This window comes from Acidovorax sp. LjRoot194, assembly GCF_964253015.1.
In the GTDB taxonomy this organism is placed as follows: Bacteria; Pseudomonadota; Gammaproteobacteria; order Burkholderiales; family Burkholderiaceae_C; genus Acidovorax.
Genome location: NZ_CAXUQB020000001.1, coordinates 5,645,559 through 5,667,052, shown reverse-complemented (window position 1 = coordinate 5,667,052; position 21,494 = coordinate 5,645,559). Strand labels below are relative to the sequence as shown.

The window sequence follows — 21,494 nt, the reverse complement described above, 5'->3', positions numbered from 1 at the left end:
GGGCGCACTCCTGTCTGTGCCAGTGCACCCGTGGATCTGGCTTTGCCAGGCCACCGGGTGCGTCACCCTAGGGGAAGTCGCGCAGCGACTCAGGGGGCGCCTATCTTCACCAGCCCAGCCCGATGTGCAGCGGCAGGTAGATCACCATGCCCACGACGATGGTCCCGAGGATGCCCCGCTTCCAGAAGTAGTAGCCACTGGCGCAAAGCACCGCCGGCAGGCGGGCGTCCATGAACGTGTCGATGAACTCGCCCTGGGTCATGAGGATCTCGGGAGCGATGACGGCGGCCAGCGCGGCCAGCGGCGCGTACTTGAGTCCGCGCTTGAGCCAGTCGGGCAGGGGCAGCTCGCGGTCCGGGATCATGAAGAATGCGCGCGAGACCACGGTGATAACCGCGAGGCCCAGGATGGCGATGGCTGGCTCGATCCAGGTGAAGCTCATGGGTGGCGCTCCTCGCGCAGCGGCACGATGTCGCCCGCCTTCGCGTGCTCAAGCTCTTCGGGCGGCAGCACGCTGTCGGCCGGCAGTAGCACCACTTCGGGTTTGTGGCGGCGGCGGTCCACGGCCTCCATGAGCAGTCCGGCCGCCACGGCCGCCGCAATGGCCACCAGGATGTTGAGCTTGAGCGGCAGGGCGAATGCCGCCACGGCTGCGGTGGCCGCCACCCCTGTCGCCAGCCAGGTCGCGCGGTCGAACAGCAGCGACAGCAGCACGCCGAGCAGCGCCAGCACGCCGGCAAACCCCAGGCCCCACGACAGCGGAACGGCGTTGGCCAGCAGGATGCCCGCAATCGAAGGCACCTGCCAGGCCAGCCAGTTGGTACAGGCCGCTCCCCAGAAATACGGTACTTGCTCGGGCTGCGGCCGGGGCTCCGGAAAGCGCTTCATGAAGCCCACGTAGATCACATCGCCGCTGAAGTAGCCCACCGCCAGCCGCTGGCGCAGCGGCAGGTGGCCGAAGTAGTTGCGCCACATGCTGCTGAAGATAACGAAGCGCAGGTTCACGCAGCTGGCCGTGAGCCACACCACCGACAAGGGCGCCCCCACGGCGATCAGCGGGATGACCGCCAGTTGCGCACTGCCAGCGTAGACGACCAGCGACATGAACAGGGCCATGCTGACCGACAGCCCGCTCTTGACCATGACCACGCCAGTGACCAGGCCCCAGGCCGCAATACCCACCGACGTGCCGGCCATGTCGACGACGGCCATGCGAAAGGAGGGGTGGCGCAGCGTGTGGCGAATGCGCGCGCTGCGGCTCATCCGGGTGCTGCTGCCGCAGCCGCCATAGGCGCCGCGCCCAGCACCATGCCCGGTGTCAACTCGAAACCCCGCAGGAAGTCTGCGGCGGCCAGCCGCTTGCCGCCGGCGCGCTGCAGGGTGGTCAGGCGCAGCGTGCCTTCACCACATGCCACGGTCACGCCGTCGTCGCTGACCGACAAAACTTGGCCCTGGCGCGCATTGGGCGTACCCTGGGCGCTATCAATTTTGTAGTCCCAGACTTTGATGGCTTCGCCCGCGCAGTCGGTGCTGGCGCCGGGAAACGGGTCGAAGGCGCGGATGCGCTGGCCGATCACCTGTGCGGGCAGCGACCAGTCGATGGCGCTCTCGGACTTTTCGATCTTGTGCGCGTAGGTGATGCCTTCGGCGGGCTGCGGTTCGGCCTGCAGACCGCCGCAGGCCGCCAATTCAAGTGCTTCGACGATCATTCGCCCGCCCAGGGCCGCCAGCCGGTCGTGCAGGGTGGAGGTGGTGTCGTCAGGCGCGATGGCTGTGCGTTCGGTCAGCAGCATGCCGCCGGTGTCCAGGCCCGCGTCCATCTGCATGATGGTGACACCGGTTTCGGCATCGCCCGCTTCGATGGCGCGGTGGATGGGCGCCGCGCCGCGCCACCGGGGCAGCAGGCTGGCATGGATGTTGAGACAACCTTGGGGCGGCAGGTCCAGCGTCCACTGCGGCAGGATGAGGCCGTAGGCGGCCACTACCATCACATCGGCCTGGACGGCCAAGATGGCTTCCCGCGCCGCCGCAGCGTCTTCCGGAAACTTGCCGTCCAGGCGCAGGCTGCGCGGCTGCGCGACCGCAATGCAATGCGCCTGGGCACACTGCTTGACTGGCGAGGCCTGCAGCTTCATGCCGCGCCCGGCGGGGCGGTCCGGCTGGGTCAGGACGAGCGGCACGGTGAAGCCGGCGGCCAGAAGCCGCTCCAGCGCCACGCGGGCGAACTCGGGGGTGCCGGCAAAGATGACTCTCATGGAAACGAAGGGGTCGTACGCGCTGGCTGGAGCCGCTGAAGCCGCTGTGCGTCAGTCGCGTGTGTTGTCGAAGTTGGGCAGCTCGTCGGTGAACATCACCATCCGCACCACGCCCTGGCGGTCCAGGTGGACGTGGGCCAGGCGCGGGTCCGATTGCTGCCGAAAGCGGTAGGTCCAGATGTCGCCGTCAAAGCGTGCCACCCGCTCAACGCGCAGGGGCGGGCCGAAAGTGCCCTGCACATCGCGGACGGACCAGATGCCGACGGGAATGGTCTCGAAACGCGTCTGCGTGAGGACCTGTTCATTGCGCACCAGACGGCCGGATGGGTCGAAATCCAGGTTGTAAGCGGCAAAGCCTGCAGGAAGCTCGGAATAGATCAGCCGCTCGCCCGAGGGCAGCGCCACCACCGCGGTGGGCGGCCCTTGCCGGGCAATCACCTCGGCACGCAGCGCGCCAGGCTTTTCGCTGGCTACCAGTGCACAGCCCGCAAGCTGCCCCACCAGCGCGGCCAGCGCCAGCACTCCGCTGCCCCGCAGGAAGCGAAGCGCCCAGCCTGTCACTCGCGGGCACCCCGCTGCTGCTTGATCATTTTGGTCTTGATGCGGTTGCGTTTGAGCGGGGAGAGGTATTCCACGAAGACTTTGCCCATGAGGTGGTCCATCTCGTGCTGGATGCACACGGCCAGCAGGCCCTCAGCCTCGATCACGCGCGACTGGCCGTCGGCGTCGAGCGCGCGCACATGCACGGCATCGAAACGTTCCACGCCGTCATAGATTCCGGGGACGGACAGGCAGCCTTCGTCATTGAGGTGCTTCTCGGCGCTGGCCCAGACGATCTCGGGGTTGATCAGCACCAGCGGCTGGTCGCGCCCCTCGGACACATCGATCACCACAAGGCGTTCGTGCACATCGACCTGCGTCGCTGCCAGGCCAATGCCCTGGGCGTCATACATGGTCGCCAGCATGTCGGACACGAGCGACCGCATGCGGTCATCGACCGCCTGGACAGGGTTTGCGACCTTGTGAAGCCGGGGGTCCGGGTAACAGAGAATGGGAAGGATTGCCATGGATGCAGGTAAGAGATGTCGCTATTTTCGCCACTTTTGCGGCCAGCTGCAGTATTGCAAGCCAATAATCGTTGCCGAATCAAGGGCTTGAGCAGAGAATCTAAAAAGGTTTGTAACTTAGTTGCCTGGTTGTTCGCATGCGCGAAGGCCAAGGCGTCAGCGGGGGGGCGTTTCACAATGCATGAGAAAAGGAACAACATGACGGCATTCACCAGCGTGCGGCGGACCGCCCTAGGCGCGCTCACCATCGTTGCTGGCGCTGTTTTGGTGGCCCTGCCGGCTCAGGCGCAGAACTACCCCATTTCCGGAGAGCAGCGTGCCACCGCACAGCAGGTGTCCGAGCGGGGCATCTCCCTGGCGGAACTTGCAGTCAACGCGCCGGACACCTATACCGTCAAGCGCGGCGATACGCTGTGGGGCATTTCGGGCATGTACCTCAAGCGGCCATGGCGCTGGCCTGAGCTTTGGGGCATGAATCTGAAAGATATTCGCAATCCCCATTTGATCTTTCCCGGACAAATTCTGTACCTTGATCAGAGTAATGGGTATGCACGTCTGAGGACAACTCCACCAGGTGCTTCCACGGCTGAGCCTCAGACTGTGCGCGTGTCTCCCCGTACACGCAGCGACACCTTGGCTGACACGGCATTGCCAACGCTTAAGCCCCACCTGATCGAGCCGTTCCTGGTCGAGCCTCTCATCGTGGATGCGCAGATGTTGCAGCGCGCGCCCCGAATCGTGGCAACTACCGAAGACCGTGTATTGATGTCCAGCGGTGACCGCGCCTATGTGCGTGGAGACCCTGCCGATCCGGTACGCGCCGAGGCAGGAGAGCCTCGCTTCTACCGGGTGTTCCGTGACGCGGTGGCACTCAAGGACCCACAGACCGGCGAAATCTTGGGTTATGAAGCGCAGTATCTGGGTAAGGCAGAGCTCGTACGCGGAGAGACGTTTGAAGAGATTCCGGACGGCAAGGGCGGGCGTTTGTCCGAATACATTCCTGCGACGGTGGATTTGTCTGGTACCAAGGAAGAAATTCGCGCAGGGGATCGTCTTCTGCCCGCACCAGCACGGGCTTTCACCAGCTACACCCCTCGCGCGCCTGAGATCGAGGTCGAGGCGCGCATAGTGTCCATCTATGGCAGTTTTTCTGCGGCGTATGCGGCACAGAACCAAGTGGTAGCCATCAACGTGGGTACAGAACACGGTATCGAGCCAGGGCATGTGCTCTCGCTCTTGACCAAGGGCGACCGCATCAAGGACATGACCGACAGCTCGAAGACCGTGATCAAGCTTCCCAGTGAAAGCAATGGGACAGCCATGGTGTTTCGGACTTTCGATCGCGTTTCATACGCTCTCCTTCTGGAGATCAACAGTGGCGTGCGCGTTGGAGACCGTCTGGTCAACCCTCGCTGATTGACTTCATTGCGACCACCGGCCGCCTTTGTGCGCAGCCGGTGAGCAGTGGCTGCTCCTCCTCCTCTTCCTTTCATGGACCGTGAAGAACTCGGCGCATGGTTGCGCCTGACGCTCAGCCAAGGCGTGGGCAACAGCACTGCGCGCAGCCTGCTGGCGCGTTTTGGGCTTCCGCAAACCATCTTTCAGCAGACCGACACGGACCTGCGGCAGCATGTGAGTGCCGCCCAGGCGCGCGCGCTCTGCACGGTGCCGGACACCTGGGCCGCGCTGGTGGAGTTGACTTGGCGCTGGCTGCACGAAGCTGATCCACAAGGGCCTGCCCGCGCGGTGGTCACGCTGGGGGACAGCCGGTACCCGCAGGCCCTGCTGGAGACCGAAGACCCCCCGTTGCTGCTTTACCTCATGGGACCGGCCCGGCTGTTGGCGCAAAGCCCGTTCCCTGCAGGACGCTGCCTGGCAGTGGTTGGAAGCCGCAACCCGACGGCCCAGGGCGCAGACAACGCACGGCTGTTTTCGCGGGCACTCCATGGCGCCGGGTTGACCATCGTCTCGGGCCTCGCCCTGGGTGTGGATGCTGCGGCGCACGAAGGTGCGCTGGATGTGGCATCTAAAGGGGCTCCCGCTGCGGCCACCATCGCCGTGGTGGGCACTGGGCTCGACCGTGTCTACCCCCGCAGGAACCTCGATCTTGCGCACCGCATTGCGGCAAACGGACTGCTCGTCAGCGAGTACCCGCTGGGCACGCCGCCGTTGCCCGGCAATTTCCCCAAACGCAACCGCATCATCTCTGGCGTGTCGCAGGGCACCCTGGTCGTGGAGGCTGCGCTGGCGTCCGGGTCGCTCATCACAGCGCGGATGGCCGTGGAGCAAGGCCGCGAGGTGTTCGCGATTCCCGGTTCCATCCATGCCCCGCAATCACGGGGATGCCACGCGCTGATTCGCCAGGGCGCGAAGCTGGTGGAATCTGCCCAGGATGTGCTCGAGGAACTGCGCTTTACCGCTTCCGTACCTGTGACTGCAGCGTCAGTGGCACCTGAACAATCCACGGATGCGGACATCGCCGGCAACGATGGGGTGGGTGGCACGATGAGCACCGTGGCGCCCGAGACTCCGCTGCTGCAGGCTCTGGGCTTCGACCCTATCAGTGTGGATGCGCTGGTGGCGCGCACTGGAATGGCTGCCGCGCCTGTGCAGGTGGGCTTGCTGGAGCTGGAACTTGATGGCCGGGTAGCGCGCTTGCCGGGCGGTTTGTTTCAGCGTTTGGCCGCTGCTTGATCGCTGCGGTGACGTTCGTTCATGTGAGGCGCCAGCGCCGTGCTCTTACAGTCAATGGTATGACTGGCTGAAATCCTGCCTGCGCCTGACCGTCAGTCAGTACAGGCAGCCACTCCAGGTCCTGCAAAGGCGGCGACTTCGCCCTGCCCCCAGCATCATCAGCCCAGCAACCTCTCCGGGTTCGCATCCAGCTTGGCCAGTGCATCCCGCGTAGCGCGCACTGTCAGGCCTTCCTCGTCCTGCGGAACCAGCAGGCCCGCCTGCAGATACGCGGCCAGCCGGCGCAGCTGGATCAGGTAGCTGCTGCCATCCACGGCAGCAAACAGGTGCAGCTGCTTGCGCTGGCTCTGCCACGCGTACTGCACCTGCGCCGAGGATCCGTTGTGGTCCAGCGTGTACCAGGTGCCAGGTTGCAGCTCCTGGGCCCAGGCCACCATGTTGTCCTCCACCGGGGCGCCGTTGTCGGCCACCACGTGGATGGACGATGCGTCGATGCCGAGCATCATCTCGATGTTGTCGGCATTGAGCGGCATCTCGCCCAGCGTCGCGTCGCCGATGAAATCTTCCAGATTTGACAGCCGCTTGGCCATCGCGTCGATGTGCGCTTGCGGGATCGATGCGGTCTTGGACAAGAAGGCGTCGGCCAGCGTGTCGGTCAGGGTCTTGATCTGCGCATCCTGCGTGGCGCCGTTCACCCCCAGAAGCTCCAAACCCTGTCGCAACCGCTGCAGCAGGCCGGGCAGGTTCTGGATGACCTGCGCCCGGTCGCTGCGGTGTGGCTTGGCACTGGCGGCCCAGACCAGGTCGGCGGCGGTGCGCTTGAATGCAATGGTGTCCGCATGCTGGGCCCCGTCGCGCACGGCCGACAGGGCCAGTACCTCGGCCCAGGTCTTGAACAAAAACTCGCGGATCTCGTCGCGCACCGGCATGTCCTTGAGCATGGTGCGCAGCTCAATGGTGTACTGGATCGCCAGCGTTTCCTTTTGCTCCACCTGCTGGGCGACGCTCACCAGGCGCGATGTCGCCTGTTTTTCGGTCAGGAACTTGGACAGGAATTTCTCGAACTCGTCGTAGACCAGCTGGAACACGCGGCGGCCGGTCTCGGGGTACTGCTCGATGACCTGCACCACACGTCGGATCTCCGCCTCCAGCGCGCTGCCGTTGATGCTGGTCGCGTCAAAGCCCATCACGCAGGCACCCATGCGGTCGATCAACTGGCGCGCCGGATGGGTCAGGTTGCTGAAGAACTCGGGCTCGGCCAGCGCCACGCGCAGCACCGGCACCTGCAGCCGCGCAAACCACACGCGCACGGCGGGCGGAATGCGGTCTTCGGCCAGGATGCTCTGGAACATCAGGGCCACGACTTCGATGATGGCTTTCTCGCCCGCGGACGATGCCTTCTTCTTGAGCTCCGTGGAACGCTCGCGCACCGCGCCGGCCACCTGGACCACGCCCGCGGGGCTGTAGTCTTCCATCAGGGTGGCCACACCGCTGTAGTACGTGTCTGCCTGCACGCGGTGCGCGGTCAATGCATGGGCCAACGCGGCCGAGGCCGGAGGCGCGTTCACCATGTCAAAGCCGGTGGCCGGCTGAGTCAGCAGTCTGCGCAGCTGGCCCATCACGCCCTGGGCCCGCTGCCGGGCGCGTGCCAGCGGCGTCATGCCCGTGGCAAAGCCCGTGGGCATGCCATGCTGCGGATAACCGGGGGGCTGCTGCTGCATGCGCTGCTGCGGGTATTGACCCATGGAGCCCGCAGGTCCCATACCTCCCATGCCCCCCATGTGGCGGCCGGGCGGGGCCATCATGCCGCCCCGCGCCGCAGCGGCTGCCGCCATGGCGTCGCGTGTCTGGGCGAGTGCCTGCGAGGCCAGGCCGCCCGCGCCGGATTCGCTGCCCACGCCAGCCACACCACCGCTGGCCGTGCGGCGCACGCGCGACTTCAGGTCCGCCTGTGGCGTGACGCCCTGCTCCACATAAAACACATTGACCGCCTGGTACTGCTTTTGCAGCAGGTTGGCCAGTTCGCGCTGCAGCGGGTCAACCACCACCTGCAGGTCGGTACGCGGCATGCCGGCTTCCACCCACTGCTCCACCAGCAGCACGCAGACCGTTTCAGGCCGCAGGATGTCGTTGCCGTCCAGGTCCTGGCCTTCCAGCGATTGGGTGCGCTGGCGCAGGGTATCGAACTGGGGGCCCACCTGCTCGTTGAGCGTGAGCGCCATGCGGGAGGCGAGGATCTTGTTCTCGACCACATCGTCGCTCAGCAGCTCGAACTGATTGCCCAGCCCGTTGGGCGCGAGCTGGCCGCGGTTGGTGCTGGTGTGCGGTGCCAGCGCCTCGCGCCAGGCCTTGGCGGCGCGGTCTGTCCAGACCGCATGCCGCTGCTGGTAGAGCATCCAGGTGTCCCGGTGGGCCTGCATCTCGCGGGCCGTACCGGTTTGGGAAATCAGCGTGGTCAGAAAGTCCAGGACGATCTTGTGCAGCTCGGGCAGTCCGCCGCAAATGCCCTCCACGAACCGCTGGCGCGCCTGCCGGGCCAGGCGGCGCTGGGGGACGGACGACGGTGTGGGCTGCATGGACAGATATTAGCGGCTCAGACAGCAGCTCCGGCATGGGGATCGTTCGGATCCTCGTCCTTTTTGGCGGGCTTGATCAGGTCTTCGCGCTTCACACCCAGCCACATCGCGATGGCCGCAGCCACGAACACGGACGAGTAGATGCCGAACAGGATGCCTATGGTCAGCGCCAGCGCAAAGTAGTGCAGGCTGGGGCCGCCAAAGAAGAACATCGACAGCACCATCGCCTCGGTCGAGGCGTGGGTGATGATCGTGCGGCTCATCGTGCTGGTGATGGCGTGGTCGATCACCTCGTGGGTGGTCATCTTGCGGTACTTGCGGAAGGCCTCGCGGATCCGGTCGAAGATCACGACCGACTCGTTGACCGAGTACCCCAGCACCGCCAGCACGCCCGCCAGCACGGCGAGCGAAAACTCCCACTGGAAGAACGCGAAGAAGCCCAGGATGATCACCACGTCGTGCAGGTTGGCGATGATGGCCGCGACGCCGTACTTCCACTCGAAGCGGAAAGCCAGGTAGATGACGATGCCCACCACCACCATGGCCAGCGCCATGAGGCCGCCATGCACCAGTTCTTCGCCCACCTGCGGGCCCACGAACTCGGTGCGGCGCAGCGTGACTTCGGGGTTGGCTGCCTTCAGCGCCCCCAGAACCTGCTCGCTCTGCTGTGCCGACGTCACGCCCTTTTGCACGGGCAGGCGGATCATCACGTCGCGCGCAGTGCCGAAGTTCTGCACCTGCACGTCCGGGTAGCCCAGGCCCGCCACTGTCTCGCGGACCTTGGCGAGTTCTGCCGGCTGGCTGTAAGCCACTTCCATGACCGTGCCACCCGTGAACTCCACCGACAGGTGCAGCCCGCGCGTGAGCAGGAAGAACACTGCCAACGCAAAGGTGAGGAAGGAGATCGCGTTGAAGATCAACGCGTGCTTCATGAAAGGGATGTCTTTTCGGATGCGGAAGAATTCCATGTCTTCCTCCTTTAGTTCGTCTTGGCCACAGCGGTGTCAGGTTCAGGCTTCCACACCTGGCCGATCGACACGCTCTTGAGCTTCTTCTGGCGGCCGTACCAGAGGTTCACCAGGCCGCGCGAGAAGAACACGGCCGAGAACATGCTGGTCAGGATGCCGATGCAGTGCACCACGGCAAAGCCGCGCACCGGGCCGGAGCCGAAGGCCAGCAAGGCCAGGCCCGCGATCAGCGTGGTCACGTTCGAATCGAGAATCGTCGCCCAGGCGCGCTCGTAGCCCGCATGGATGGCCGCCTGCGGAGACACGCCCGCGCGCAGTTCTTCGCGGATGCGTTCGTTGATCAGCACGTTGGAGTCGATCGCAACGCCCAGCGCCAGCGCCATGGCGGCAATGCCAGGCAGTGTGAGCGTGGCCTGCAGCATCGACAAAATGGCCAGCAGCATCAGCACGTTCACGGCCAGCGATATCGTGGAGAACACGCCGAACAGCGCGTAGTAGATGCACATGAAGACGGCGATCGCCACCATGCCCCAGACCACGCTGTGGATGCCGCGCTCGATGTTGTCGGCGCCCAGGCTCGGGCCGATGGTGTATTCCTCGATGATTTCCATGGGCGCGGCCAGCGAGCCGGCACGCAGCAGCAGCGCGGTGTCGTTGGCTTCGGCCGTGGTCATGCGGCCGGAGATCTGCACCCGGCCGCCGCCGATTTCGCTGCGGATCACGGGGGCCGTGACCACTTCGCCCTTGCCCTTTTCGAACAGCACGATGGCCATGCGCTTGCCCACGTTCTCGCGCGTGATGTCCTTGAAGATGCGCGAGCCCTTGGCGTCCAGCGTGAGGTTCACGGTGGGCTCCTGGGTCTGGCCGTCGAAGCCGGGCTGGGCGTCGGTGAGGTTCTCGCCGGTCAGCACGACCTGCTTCTTCACGATGATGGCCTGGCCGCTGCGCTCCAGGTAGCGCTCGGAGCCGAACGGCACGGGGCCGCGGCCGGTTTCCGCAGAGCGGGCCTCGGTGCCTTCGTCCACCATGCGCACTTCCAGCGTGGCGGTGCGGCCCAGGATGTCCTTGGCCTTGGCGGTGTCCTGCACGCCGGGCAACTGCACCACGATGCGGTCCAGGCCCTGCTGCTGGATCACCGGCTCGGCCACGCCCAGCTCGTTGATCCGGTTGTGCAGCGTGACCATGTTCTGCTTGAGCGCCTGCTCCTGCACCTTGCGGGTGGCTTCGGGCTTGATGGCGGCGCGCAGCTTGAATTCGCTGCCGTCCGGCGTGCTCGTGACCTGCAGGTCGGTGAACTGGTCCGTGATCAGGTTGCGCGTGGCCGTGAGCGTGGCCTCGTCGCGCACGCGGATGTCGATGTTCTGGCCGTCGCGGCTGATGCCGCCGTGGCGGATGTTCTTGTCGCGCAGCGCGGTGCGGATGTCACCGGCGTACGACTCTGCCTTCTTGGTCAGAGCCGCCTGCATGTCCACCTGCAGCATGAAGTGCACGCCGCCGCGCAGGTCCAGGCCGAGGTACATCGGGTTGGCGTGCAGCGCCTTGAGCCACAGTGGCGAGCGCGACACCAGGTTCAGCGCGACGATGTAGGACGGATCGTTGGCGTCGGGCACCAGCGCCTTTTGCAGCGCGTCCTTGGCCTTGAGCTGGTTGTCGGGCGTGTCGAAGCGCGCGCGCACCGAGTTGCCTTCCAGCGCCACGAAGTCGGGCGTCACGCCAGCGGCCTTGAGCGTCTCTTCCACCCGCTGCTGCATGGCGGCGTCCACCTTGATGGTGGCCTTGGCCGACGAGACCTGCACTGCAGGTGCCTCACCGAAGAAATTGGGCAGGGTGTACAGGGCCCCCACCAGCAGCACGATCACCAGGATCGCGTACTTCCAGACCGGATAACGGTTCATGATCGCGCTCTTACCTCAGTTGTCCATGGCGCCATGCGCGCCAGCAGCCCCATGAGCCTGCGCCTGGCCATGCCAGACATGCCGTGGCGCTGGCGTGGCCAGACCACCGGCATCGCCCGCCTCCTTGCGCGCAGCGCGCAAGACGAAGAGGGAGGCAGCGCAGTCGCTCAGGGGGTTGTTCTTCTTCACTTCACCGAGCCCTTGGGCAGGACTTGCACGACAGCGCTGCGCTGCAGTTGCACTTCCACGCCACTGGCGATCTCGATGTGCAGGAAACCTTCGGACAGGCGCGTCACCTTGCCGACGATGCCGCCCGAGGTGGCCACTTCGTCGCCCTTGGCGATGGCGTCGATCATGGCGCGGTGCTCCTTCTGGCGCTTCATCTGGGGCCGGATCATGACGAAGTACAAGACCACGAACATGAGAACCAGGGGCAGCATGCTCGTCAGCGAGGACATCATGCCGCCGCCGCCAGCGGCTGCGGCGGGTGCGGTCTGGGCAAAAGCGGAAGAAATAAACACGGGTGGCACTCCACAACGGATGGTCAAAATACACAAAAACCGCCCACGCAGGCGCCTGGGCGCCCGCCAAGGCGGAACAGGACATTGTATGCGGCCCCCCGCCTGCGCCCCAAGGGCGAAGACCCAAGCCCGCGCCGGGTGTTTGCTGCACAGGCGCTGCAGGCAGGGTGGTTGCATCGATATGAATAAAAATGGCCGCTAGCGCTTGATGGAAAAGCGCTGGCAGCTCCTTAATTCATAGCAAAAGGCCCGCGGGGTGCGCGGGCCTCAGGTCACAGATGCAGCCCGCGGGCCGAACTTCAAGCCGCCCGGCGCTCGGTGGAGGCAGTCGCGCCGCCACGCCACTGCACCATCAACCCGTCCCACTTCGGCCGCGCGGTCTTCAGATGGCGCTCCTTCACGTGGCCGTAGCCGCGGATCTCTTCGGGGATGCGCGCGATTTCCACCGCCAGGGCGTGGTTGTCGGCCGTCAGGCCCGCCAGCAGTTCTTCGATGCAGGCCCGGTACTCCACGATCAGCGCGCGTTCCATGCGGCGCTCTTCGGTCTTGCCGAACACGTCGAACGCCGTGCCGCGCAGGCCCTTGAGCTTGGCCAGCACGCCGAAGGCGCTGCGCATCCAGGGGCCGAAGGGCTGCTTGACCAGTTCGCCGCGGTCGTTCTTCTTGGCCGTCAGCGGGGGCGCCAGGTGGTGCACCAGCTTGTAGTCGCCTTCGAACATGTTGGCGATCTTGTCCGTGAAGGCTTTGTCGGTGTGCAGGCGCGCGACCTCGTACTCGTCTTTGTACGCCATGAGCTTGAACAGGTATCGGGCCACGGCCTCGCTCAGGCGCGTGCCGATGTTCAGGCGGGACTCGGCGGCTTTGACCTTCTCGACGAAGGCGTGGTATTCGGCCGCATAGGCCGCGTTCTGGTAGCCGGTGAGGAAGTCCACGCGCTTGGCGATGGTCTCGGCCAGCGACGGCTTCTTGACGAACTGGATCACCTGCGCGGCCTGGAACAGTGCCTGCACCGACGCCAGGTCGTGCGCGCAGCGGCGGCCCCATTCGAAGGCGGCCTTGTTGTTGTCCACCTGCACGCCGTTCAATTCCATGGCGCGCATCAGCGATGCAAGGCTCAAAGGCACGCGGCCCTTTTGCCAGGCGTAGCCCAGCATCAGCGGGTTGGTGTAGATGCTGTCGCCCAGCAGTTGGGTGGCCACCTGCTCGGCGTCGAAGCTGCCCACGCCACCCGCACCGACTGCGGCGGCAATCGCGCTGTCGCAGTTGGCACCGGGGAACTGCCAGTCCGGGTTGGTCACGAAGGCCGCCGTGGGCGTGCCGTGCGTGTTCAGCGCCACGAAGGTGCGGCCCGGCTGCATGACGGCCAGCGTGTACTTGTGCGCCGCCACGATGGAGTCGCAGCCGATCACCAGGTCGGCCTTGGCGGTGTCGACCTTGGTGGTGTAGATGGCCTCGGGCCGGTTGGCGATCTGGATGTGGCTCCAGGTGGCACCGCCCTTTTGCGCCAGGCCGCCTGCGTCCTGCGTGATGACGCCCTTGCCGTCCAGGTGCGCGGCCATGCCCAGCAGCGATCCGATGGTGATCACGCCCGTGCCGCCCACGCCGCCGACCACGATGCCCCAGGCGGTTTCGGCCACCGGCAGCACGGGTTCAGGGAGGGACGGCAGCGCCGACAGGTCGCCCTTCTTTTCCTTCTTGGGCTTCTTGAGCTTGCCGCCTTCCACCGTGACGAAGCTCGGGCAAAAGCCGTTGACGCACGAGTAGTCCTTGTTGCAGGTGCTCTGGTTGATGCGGCGCTTGCGGCCGAATTCCGTTTCCACCGGCTCCACGGAAAGGCAGTTGGACTTGGTCGAGCAGTCGCCGCAGCCCTCGCACACCAGGTCGTTGATGACCACGGTCTTGTCGGGCGTGGCCAGCGTGCCGCGCTTCCTGCGGCGGCGCTTTTCGGTGGCGCAGGTCTGGTCGTAGATGATGACCGTGCAGCCCTTGATCTCGCGGAACTGGCGCTGCAGCGTGTCGAGCTCGTCGCGGTGGTGCACCGTCACGCCCTCGGCCAGTGCCACGCCGTCGTACTTCTGCGGCTCGTCGGTCACGATGATGAGCTTGGCCACGCCTTCGGACTTGAGGCTGTTCATGATCTGCAGCACCGAGTGGCCCTCGGGCCGCTCGCCCACCTGCTGGCCGCCGGTCATGGCCACGGCGTCGTTGTAGAGCACCTTGTAGGTGATGTTGGTGCCCGCCGCGATGCTCTGGCGAATCGCCAGCAGCCCGCTGTGGAAGTACGTGCCGTCGCCCAGGTTGGCGAACACATGCTGATCGGTGGTGAACGGCGCCTGGCCCACCCAGGTCACGCCCTCGCCGCCCATCTGCGTGAAGGTCGACGTGTTGCGGTCGGGCATCCAGTTGGCCATGTAGTGGCAGCCGATGCCGGCCACGGCGCGCGAGCCTTCGGGCACGCGGGTGCTGGTGTTGTGCGGGCAGCCGCTGCAGAACCAGGGCGCGCGCTCGCCGGTGTCCACCTTCAGCTCGGTCATCGCGCGCTCGCTGGCCTCGATGACGGCGATGCGCGCATCCATGCGCGCGATGATGTCGCTCGACACGCCCAGCTTCTTCAGGCGCTTGGCAATCGCCTTGGCGATGATGGCGGGGGTCAGGTCGGCCTTGGCGCGCAGCAGCCAGTTCTGGCTGGGGTTGGGCATGGACCATTCGCCGCCGGTGGCATCACCTTCAGGTTCGTCGAACTTGCCCAGCACGTGGGGGCGCACGTCGGCGCGCCAGTTGTACAGCTCTTCTTTCAGCTGGTATTCGATGACCTGGCGCTTTTCCTCGACCACCAGGATCTCCTGCAGGCCCTGGGCGAAGTCGCGCGTGATAGTGGCTTCGAGCGGCCAGACCACGTTGACCTTGTGCACGCGGATGCCCAGCTGGCGGCAGGTGTCGTCGTCCAGGCCCAGGTCCACCAGGGCCTGGCGCGTGTCGTTGTAGGCCTTGCCGCTGGCGATGATGCCGAAGCGGTCGTTTTGGCCTTCGATCACGTTGTAGTTGAGCTTGTTGGCGCGGATGTACGTCAGGGCCGCATACCACTTGTAGTCCATGAGGCGCGCTTCCTGCTCCAGCGGCGCGTCGGGCCAGCGGATGTGCAGGCCGCCGGGCGGCATCACGAAGTCCTCGGGCATCACGATCTTCACGCGGTCCGGGTCCACCGAGATGCTGCTCGACGACTCCACCACTTCCTGGATGGTCTTCATGCCCGACCACACGCCCGAAAAGCGGCTCATGGCAAAGGCGTGCAGGCCCATGTCCAAAATCTCTTGCACGCTGCTCGGGAAGAACACCGGCGTGCCGCAGGCCTTGAAGATGTGGTCGCTCTGGTGCGCGGCCGTGCTGCTCTTGCTGATGTGGTCGTCGCCCGCAATCGCGATCACGCCGCCGTGCTTGGCGGTGCCCGCCATGTTGGCGTGCTTGAACACGTCCGAGCAGCGGTCCACGCCAGGTCCCTTGCCGTACCAGATGCCGAAGACACCGTCGAACTTCTTGGACTGTGGGTACAGGTCCAGCTGCTGCGTGCCCCAGACGGCCGTGGCGCCGAGTTCCTCGTTCACCCCGGGCTGGAAGACGATGTTGTTGGCCGCCAGGTGCTTCTTGGCCGCCCACAAAGATTGGTCATACGTGCCCAGCGGCGAGCCGCGGTAGCCGCTGATGAAACCCGCCGTATTGAGGCCGGCCATCGCGTCGCGCTGGCGCTGCAGCATGGGCAGGCGCACGAGGGCCTGGACCCCGCTCATGAACGCCCGGCCACTGTCTAAAGAATATTTGTCATCGAGCGTGACGGTTTCCAGGGCCTTGCGAATGTGTTCGGGCAACGGGGCGTTCATGGGTAGTTCCTGTGGGGTGACGGCCTGCTGTCACCGCCTTGTGGGCAGCGCAGAGGGAGTTTCAACGGTTTGAAGCACAGTTTATGCACTCCGAAGGGATATGTCCTTTCGTTTTCATGCTAGGTTTACCCTTGATTTGGAAAGGATCTTTCTTAAAATCGCGCTGATATGAACAATTTGGATAAATTCGACATCGCGATCCTGAACGAGCTGCAGGTCGATGCCCGGCTGACCAACGCCGAACTGGCCCAGCGCGTGGGCTTGTCGGCGGCTCCGTGCTGGCGCCGGGTGCGGGCGCTGGAGGAGCAGGGCTTCATCAAGGGCTACCGCGCCGAGATCGACCGGCACAAGATCGGCCTGGGGGTGCTGGCCTTCGTGCGGCTCGATGCCGACCGCAGCACCGGCAACCTGACGCGCGAGATGGAGGCCGCGATCGCACGCATCCCCGAGGTGGTGGCCTGCCACTACATCAGCGGCACCGGCACGTTCGAGCTGCAGGTGGTGGCGCGCGACCTGGACAGCTTTTCGCAGTTCGCGCGCGAGGTGCTGCTCAACCTGCCCAACGTGAAAGACATGCACACCAGCTTCTCGCTGGGCGAGGTCAAGGCCAGCAGCGCGCTGCCGCTCACGCACCTGGCGCGTGCCAAATGACGTTTGCTATGTATTTGGTAGCTGCTGGCGCTTGCCAGACAGGCGGTAGGGCCAGTTTTGATCCCGTACCGGCGTGCTGCCGCTGCGGCAGCGCTCCGGCCACGCGCGCCGCCGGTACCGCCCACGTAACAAGGCGTTAAGGCGCCCTCCCGCAGCATGGTGTGCTGTATAAGCCTGCTGAAGCATCGCGGAGCCAGCCAGGCTTCGTGCGCGCTGCATCCACCACCACCACGCCCCGCCAGCGGCCTGCCCCGTGCCCACGGCCGGGGGCGCGGGGCCGTGGCACCGCAGTGACGGCGGTTTTTTCTGGTGGGTCCATCAATCAATAACTACGGCTCCCTTCGAGCACAGGCCGCCAGCCTGTCGACCGGGGCGCCAACGAGGGAGGGGTCGGCATGATCTTCTGGGGCGTTTTTTGGGGCGCGGTGCTGGGCTCCGTGCTGCCGGGCTACGGCTACGGTGAGCTGGGGCCGTACATCGGCGGCATCCTGGGCTTTTTTGCCGGGTTGTCGCTGCGCTGGGCCATCCGCGCTGCGATCCGCAGCGAGCTGCAGGCGCACGCCGCGAAGCCCGTCGTCAGCCCTGCGCCGCCAGCCACATCGGCGGCATCGGCGGCATCGGCTATCGCTGAGCTGGAGCGGGCGCCTGCTGCCACGGCAAGGGTGCCGGTCCCCGCGCCTGTTCCGTCGCAAATCCCCGTCCCGGTCGCGGCCGCGCCCACTGCGGACGACGAACTGCTGGAGGTGGACGACGCGCCCCGCAGGGGCGGTCTCACGCCGCAAGGCCTGCCCGCCAATCCGCCGCCGCTCGCGCAGCCCCCTTCGCCTGCCGCCACCCGCCCCCGTCCTCCCGCGCCGCCCGCCCAGCCCAACCCGATCGAGCTGGCCGTGCTGGCCGCAAAGAACTGGTTCCTCGGCGGCAACACCATCGTGCGCGTCGGGCTGGTGATCCTGTTCATCGGCCTGTCCTTCCTGGCGCGGTACGCAGCCTCGGCGGGCCTGTTCCCGGTCGAATTCCGCCTGGCCGCGATTGCCGGCGTGGCCATCGCGCTGCTGGTAGTCGGTTTCCGCAAGCGCACCGACAAGCCCGCGTTCGCGCTGGCCCTGCAGGGCGGCGGCGTGGCGGTGATGTACCTCACGGTGTTCGCGGCGTTCCGGCTCTACGGGCTGCTGCCGCCCACGCTGGCCTTCGCGCTGATGATCGCGGTCTGCGCCACCAGCTGCGCGCTGGCGCTGCTGCAGGACTCGCGCTCGCTCGCGGTGGCGGCGTTCGCCGGTGGCTTCGCGGCGCCCATCCTGCTGTCCACGGGCCAAGGCAGCCACGTCGGCCTGTTCAGCTACTACACCCTGCTCAACCTGGCCATTCTGTTCATCGCCTACAAGCGCTCGTGGCGCGTGCTGAACGTGGTGGGCTTCGTGGCGACCTTCGGCGTGGCCTCGGCCTGGGGCGTGCTCAAGTACGTGCCCGACCAGTACGCCAGCACCCAGCCCTTCCTCGCGGTCTTCGTACTCATCTACCTGTTCGCGGCCATCCTGTATGCCCGCAGCACGCCGACCAGGCTGGGCAACGCGGTCGACACCATGCTGGTCTTCGGCACGCCGCTGGTGGGCTTTGGCCTGCAGGCCGGGCTGGCGCAACCGTTCGAGCTGGGCACCGCCTTCTCGGCGCTGGCCTTTGCCGCGCTGTACCTGCTGGCCGCCATGGTGCTGGTGCGCCGCGCGCAGGGCAGCTACCGCCTGCTGATCGAATGCTTCATCGCCATCGGTGTGGGCTTTGCCACGCTGGCCGTGCCGCTGGCGCTGGACGCGCAATGGACGTCGGCGGTGTGGGCGCTCGAGGGCGCTGGCGCCTTCTGGGTCGGCATGCGCCAGGCCCGCTGGATGCCGCGCGCTTTCGGCCTGGTGCTGCAGGGCGTGGCGATGCTGGCCTTCATGGACGGCGTCTCCAGCGTATCGGCCCTGCCGCTGATCAACCCGGCCTTCCTGGGCGCCTTGCTGATCGCGCTGCCGGCACTGCTGCTGGCCTGGTGGCTGCGCAAGCCGCTGCCACACAGTGGCTCGGCCTGGGCCAAGGCTTATGCGGGTATCGAATCGCGGCTTTCCAGCCCCGCATACCTCTACGGCTTTGCCTTCTGGTGCCTGGCCTGGCTGTTCGAGATCACGCGGCGCGTGCCCAGCCTGGAGGCGGGCCAGTGGCCCGTGCCGGTGTTCTCCGACCGCGTGACCGAACTGTTGGCCATGCTGGCCATCGTGCTCAGCGCTGCGCTGTCGATGGTGCTGGGCCTGCGCACGCGCTGGGCTGTGGCCACCTGGCCCGCCCGCGGCACCATCGCCGTGCTGGCGCTGGGTTTTGTCGCGCAGGTGGGCGACGGCTACCGCGTGCTGGCCACGCCCGCCTGGGCCGTGTGGCCGGTGGTGCTGGCGCTGCATGTGTGGATGCTGCGGCAGACCGACCGCCTGCAGGCGGCGGCCGCTGGGGACGGCAAGCCCGCAGTGCGCATGTCGGCCTTCGGCTGGTTCCATGCCGCTACGGCGTGGCTGGTGACCTTTCTGCTGGCCGACTGCCTGTGGTCCGGCATCGGCAAGGCCGAGCTGTGGCGCACCTCGTGGGCTGGCGTGGTCATGCTGGTCAGCGCCATTGCGGTGCTGATGGCGCTGGCGCTGTGGGCCGGCCGCGGCAACCGGCCTGCGGCACGCGCAGCGCTGCCCTGGCCGCTGAACCCGCATGCCGAGGCCTACTACTGGCTGGCAGCGCTGCCGCTGGCGGTGCTGGTGTTCTGGGGCTCGCTGCTGGCCGCGGTGCATTCGTCGGGCCACACCGCGCCACTGCCCTACATCCCGCTGCTCAACCCCACGGACCTGACCCTGGCGCTCGCGCTGGGCGGCCTGGTGTTCTGGCGGCGGGTGTTGGTGTCGGCGCAGCCGCAGCCTGCCCACGCGGGCTGGGTCGTCGGCCGCCATGCGCTGGTGGCGCTGGCGCTGCTGGTGTTCATCGCGATCAACACGGTGTGGCTGCGCGTGGCCCACCACTTCTTCGGCGTGCGCTGGGATGCCTCGGCGCTGTTCGACAGCTTCGTCGTGCAGACCGGCTACGCCATCCTGTGGACGCTGCTGGCGCTCAGCATGATGGTGCTGGCGCACCGCCGCGTGCAGCGGCCGCTGTGGCTGGTGGGCGCAGGCCTGCTGGGGCTGGTGGTGGTCAAGCTGCTGCTGATCGACCTGTCCAACGCCGGTGGTGCCGAACGCATCATTGCCTTCATCGCGGTGGGTGTGCTGATGCTGGTGGTGGGCTACTTCGCGCCGCTGCCGCCCAAGGCCGCGCCCCGTGCGGCGCCCGATGCTCCGCCGGTCGCGCCGGTCCCCCCGGTCGCGCCTGCGGCGCCTGTGGCCCCGGCGCAAGAGGAATCACTGTCATGAAGTCTCCCCGTCACCACCTGCCGCGGCCCGTAGCCGCCTGGCTGGCCGCTGCCGCCCTGTGCCTGGCCGCGGGCGCGACCCAGGCGGCGGCCGATGCCAACAGCCCGGCCGCCTACGCCATCCGCATCCCTGTCACGCTGGCGGCCGATGCGCCGCTGCAGCGCGTCATGCTGCCCGCCGAGGTGCTGGTGCGCCTGCAGAGCCCAGGCTATGCCGACGTGCGCCTCTTCAACGGCGCAGGTCAGCCGGTGCCCATGGCGCTGGCCGGCGTGGCGGCCGCCAGTGCGCCGGAGGAATCGGTGGTGCTGCCGGCCTATCCCATCCTGGGCGGGCCCGGCACACCAGGGCAGGCCGGGCTGGAAGGCCTGTCGCTGCGCATCGAGGAGCAGCAGGGCCGGCGCGTGGTGCAGATCGACACGGCGGGCACGGCTGCCCCTGGCGGTGCGCAATCCGTGCGCGGCGCGCTGCTGGACGCACGCAGCATCCCACTGCCCGTGGCGCGCATGGCGCTGGACGCCGATCTGCCCGCCGGCCAACCGGTGACCTTCACGGTGCAGGCCAGCCGGGACCTGAAGAACTGGCGGCCGCTGGCCGAGACGGTGCTGTACCGCGCCGACGCGGCGGGCACAACCCCATCCCCAGCGGCACCGGGCCGCCTGGGCAGCGAGCACATCGACCTGCAACGGGCCGACCTCAAGGACCACTACCTGCGCGTGACCTGGGGCGATGCCGCGGTGACATTCCGCGGTGCGACGCTGGTCACCTCGCGCGGCGCGGGCCCGCGCGAGCGCGTCAGCGCCAGCATGGCCGTGCCGCCGCTGGGCAACAACCCGCGCGAGCTGGTGTTCGCCCTGCCGTTCGCCACACCGGTCGCTGCGCTCAAGATCACGCTGCAGGGCAGCAACGTGCTGGTGCCGGTGCGCGTGCTGGGCCGCAACGACCGCGAACGGCCCTGGGCGCACCTGGCCAGCGCCACGGTCTACCGCATGTCCACGGGCGGCAAGGAGCAGACCAACACACCGGTCGAACTGGGCGGCGCCTCGGTGCGTGACGTCAAGATCGAGGCCGACGCCAAATCGGCCGGCTTTGCCGCCGCGCCCGACATCGCGCTGCAGTTCGAGCCAGCGCAACTGGTCTTCCTGGCCAGCGGGCAGGGGCCGTTCACCCTGGCGGCTGGCCTACCCGGCGCCAGTGCGGCAGCGAGCGCGTTCCTGCCCCTGGCGAGCCTGGTACCGGGCTACCAGCCCCAGCAGGAGAACACCCTGCCCCTGGCGATGGCCGATGTGGCCCGCGCCGACATCACCGGCGGCAAGCCCGCGGACGGCCCTTTGGTGGCGGCTGCCACAGCCAGCGACGGCCTGCCCACGCGCAGCTGGGTGCTCTGGGGTGTGCTGCTGGCCGGCGTCGGCGCGCTGGGGCTCATGGCCTGGCTGCTGATGCGGCAGACAAAACCGGCGAGCCAACCGGCGATGGAGCCCGCGAGCAGTGCGCCGGATTCGCCGCGCGATGCGGTGTGACCGTGCCGTGTGGTGACCGTGCGGCGCTCTGCCAAGGTGGCTATTCGGCGCCGCACGCA

The 21,494-nt window shown here is 66.8% G+C and carries 16 protein-coding genes; 5 read left to right on the top strand and 11 right to left on the bottom strand.

The genetic code is table 11. The features are described 5' to 3' along the window. Nucleotides 1-106 precede the first annotated feature (106 nt). Genes ACSQ3N_RS25690 through def form a run of 5 tightly spaced genes read right to left on the bottom strand, consistent with a single transcriptional unit; the run spans nucleotide 107 to nucleotide 3,322 of the window. On the bottom strand, nucleotides 107-442 hold the full coding sequence (locus ACSQ3N_RS25690; RefSeq protein WP_056171314.1) for an AzlD domain-containing protein: 336 nt from the start codon (nucleotides 440-442) through the stop codon (nucleotides 107-109). Beyond that, nucleotides 439-1,263, bottom strand: a complete 825-nt coding sequence (locus ACSQ3N_RS25685) for an AzlC family ABC transporter permease (RefSeq protein WP_056171312.1) — start codon at nucleotides 1,261-1,263, stop codon at nucleotides 439-441. The genes ACSQ3N_RS25690 and ACSQ3N_RS25685 overlap by 4 nt, the downstream gene beginning before the upstream one ends. Further along, entirely contained in the window at nucleotides 1,260-2,255 is a 996-nt protein-coding gene (fmt, locus tag ACSQ3N_RS25680) for a methionyl-tRNA formyltransferase (RefSeq protein WP_056171311.1), read from the bottom strand. Before fmt ends, ACSQ3N_RS25685 begins: the two co-directional genes overlap by 4 nt. A gap of 51 nt (nucleotides 2,256-2,306) precedes the next feature. After that, the gene (locus tag ACSQ3N_RS25675) at nucleotides 2,307-2,816 is read right to left on the bottom strand and encodes a hypothetical protein (RefSeq protein WP_082517045.1); all 510 of its coding nucleotides are present in this window, start codon (nucleotides 2,814-2,816) and stop codon (nucleotides 2,307-2,309) included. Next, entirely contained in the window at nucleotides 2,813-3,322 is a 510-nt protein-coding gene (gene def, locus ACSQ3N_RS25670; protein WP_056171309.1) for a peptide deformylase, read from the bottom strand. The genes ACSQ3N_RS25675 and def overlap by 4 nt, the downstream gene beginning before the upstream one ends. Before the next feature lie 198 nt (nucleotides 3,323-3,520). On the opposite strand from def, the gene ACSQ3N_RS25665 reads away from it, so the two are divergent. Beyond that, nucleotides 3,521-4,738, top strand: coding sequence for a LysM peptidoglycan-binding domain-containing protein (locus tag ACSQ3N_RS25665; protein WP_082517073.1), 1,218 nt, complete (start codon nucleotides 3,521-3,523; stop codon nucleotides 4,736-4,738). Nucleotides 4,739-4,813: 75 nt separating this feature from the next. After that, nucleotides 4,814-6,016, top strand: a complete 1,203-nt coding sequence (gene dprA, locus ACSQ3N_RS25660; RefSeq protein WP_436147826.1) for a DNA-processing protein DprA — start codon at nucleotides 4,814-4,816, stop codon at nucleotides 6,014-6,016. 158 nt (nucleotides 6,017-6,174) lie between these two features. On the opposite strand, the gene ACSQ3N_RS25655 is transcribed toward dprA, so the two are convergent. The 6 genes from ACSQ3N_RS25655 to ACSQ3N_RS25630 all read right to left on the bottom strand — a co-directional run bounded on the left by ACSQ3N_RS25655 (nucleotide 6,175) and on the right by ACSQ3N_RS25630 (nucleotide 15,851). Continuing rightward, complete coding sequence (locus ACSQ3N_RS25655; RefSeq protein ID WP_436147825.1) at nucleotides 6,175-8,592, bottom strand: DUF1631 domain-containing protein; 2,418 nt, start codon at nucleotides 8,590-8,592, stop codon at nucleotides 6,175-6,177. A 17-nt stretch (nucleotides 8,593-8,609) separates the two neighbouring features. Continuing rightward, nucleotides 8,610-9,560 (bottom strand): protein translocase subunit SecF, encoded by a 951-nt coding sequence (gene secF, locus ACSQ3N_RS25650; protein WP_056171303.1) that lies wholly within the window; start codon nucleotides 9,558-9,560, stop codon nucleotides 8,610-8,612. A gap of 11 nt (nucleotides 9,561-9,571) precedes the next feature. Then, nucleotides 9,572-11,455, bottom strand: a complete 1,884-nt coding sequence (secD, locus tag ACSQ3N_RS25645; RefSeq protein WP_396506986.1) for a protein translocase subunit SecD — start codon at nucleotides 11,453-11,455, stop codon at nucleotides 9,572-9,574. A gap of 15 nt (nucleotides 11,456-11,470) precedes the next feature. Then, the gene (locus ACSQ3N_RS25640) at nucleotides 11,471-11,644 is read right to left on the bottom strand and encodes a hypothetical protein (RefSeq protein ID WP_436147824.1); all 174 of its coding nucleotides are present in this window, start codon (nucleotides 11,642-11,644) and stop codon (nucleotides 11,471-11,473) included. Continuing rightward, nucleotides 11,641-11,976, bottom strand: a complete 336-nt coding sequence (gene yajC / locus ACSQ3N_RS25635) for a preprotein translocase subunit YajC (protein ID WP_056171299.1) — start codon at nucleotides 11,974-11,976, stop codon at nucleotides 11,641-11,643. Before yajC ends, ACSQ3N_RS25640 begins: the two co-directional genes overlap by 4 nt. A 299-nt stretch (nucleotides 11,977-12,275) precedes the next feature. Continuing rightward, nucleotides 12,276-15,851, bottom strand: a complete 3,576-nt coding sequence (locus tag ACSQ3N_RS25630) for an indolepyruvate ferredoxin oxidoreductase family protein (RefSeq protein ID WP_436147823.1) — start codon at nucleotides 15,849-15,851, stop codon at nucleotides 12,276-12,278. Between the two features lie 168 nt (nucleotides 15,852-16,019). Between ACSQ3N_RS25630 and ACSQ3N_RS25625 the strand changes: the two genes are divergently transcribed. From ACSQ3N_RS25625 to ACSQ3N_RS25615, 3 genes are all read left to right on the top strand, one after another. Beyond that, entirely contained in the window at nucleotides 16,020-16,502 is a 483-nt protein-coding gene (locus ACSQ3N_RS25625) for an Lrp/AsnC family transcriptional regulator (protein WP_056171295.1), read from the top strand. 395 nt (nucleotides 16,503-16,897) lie between these two features. Then, complete coding sequence (locus tag ACSQ3N_RS25620) at nucleotides 16,898-19,918, top strand: DUF2339 domain-containing protein (RefSeq protein ID WP_436147822.1); 3,021 nt, start codon at nucleotides 16,898-16,900, stop codon at nucleotides 19,916-19,918. Beyond that, nucleotides 19,915-21,435 carry a DUF3999 domain-containing protein gene (locus ACSQ3N_RS25615; protein ID WP_436147821.1) on the top strand — a complete coding sequence of 507 codons (1,521 nt, stop codon included), beginning with the start codon at nucleotides 19,915-19,917 and terminating at the stop codon, nucleotides 21,433-21,435. Before ACSQ3N_RS25620 ends, ACSQ3N_RS25615 begins: the two co-directional genes overlap by 4 nt. The last annotated feature ends 59 nt before the right edge of the window (nucleotides 21,436-21,494 follow it).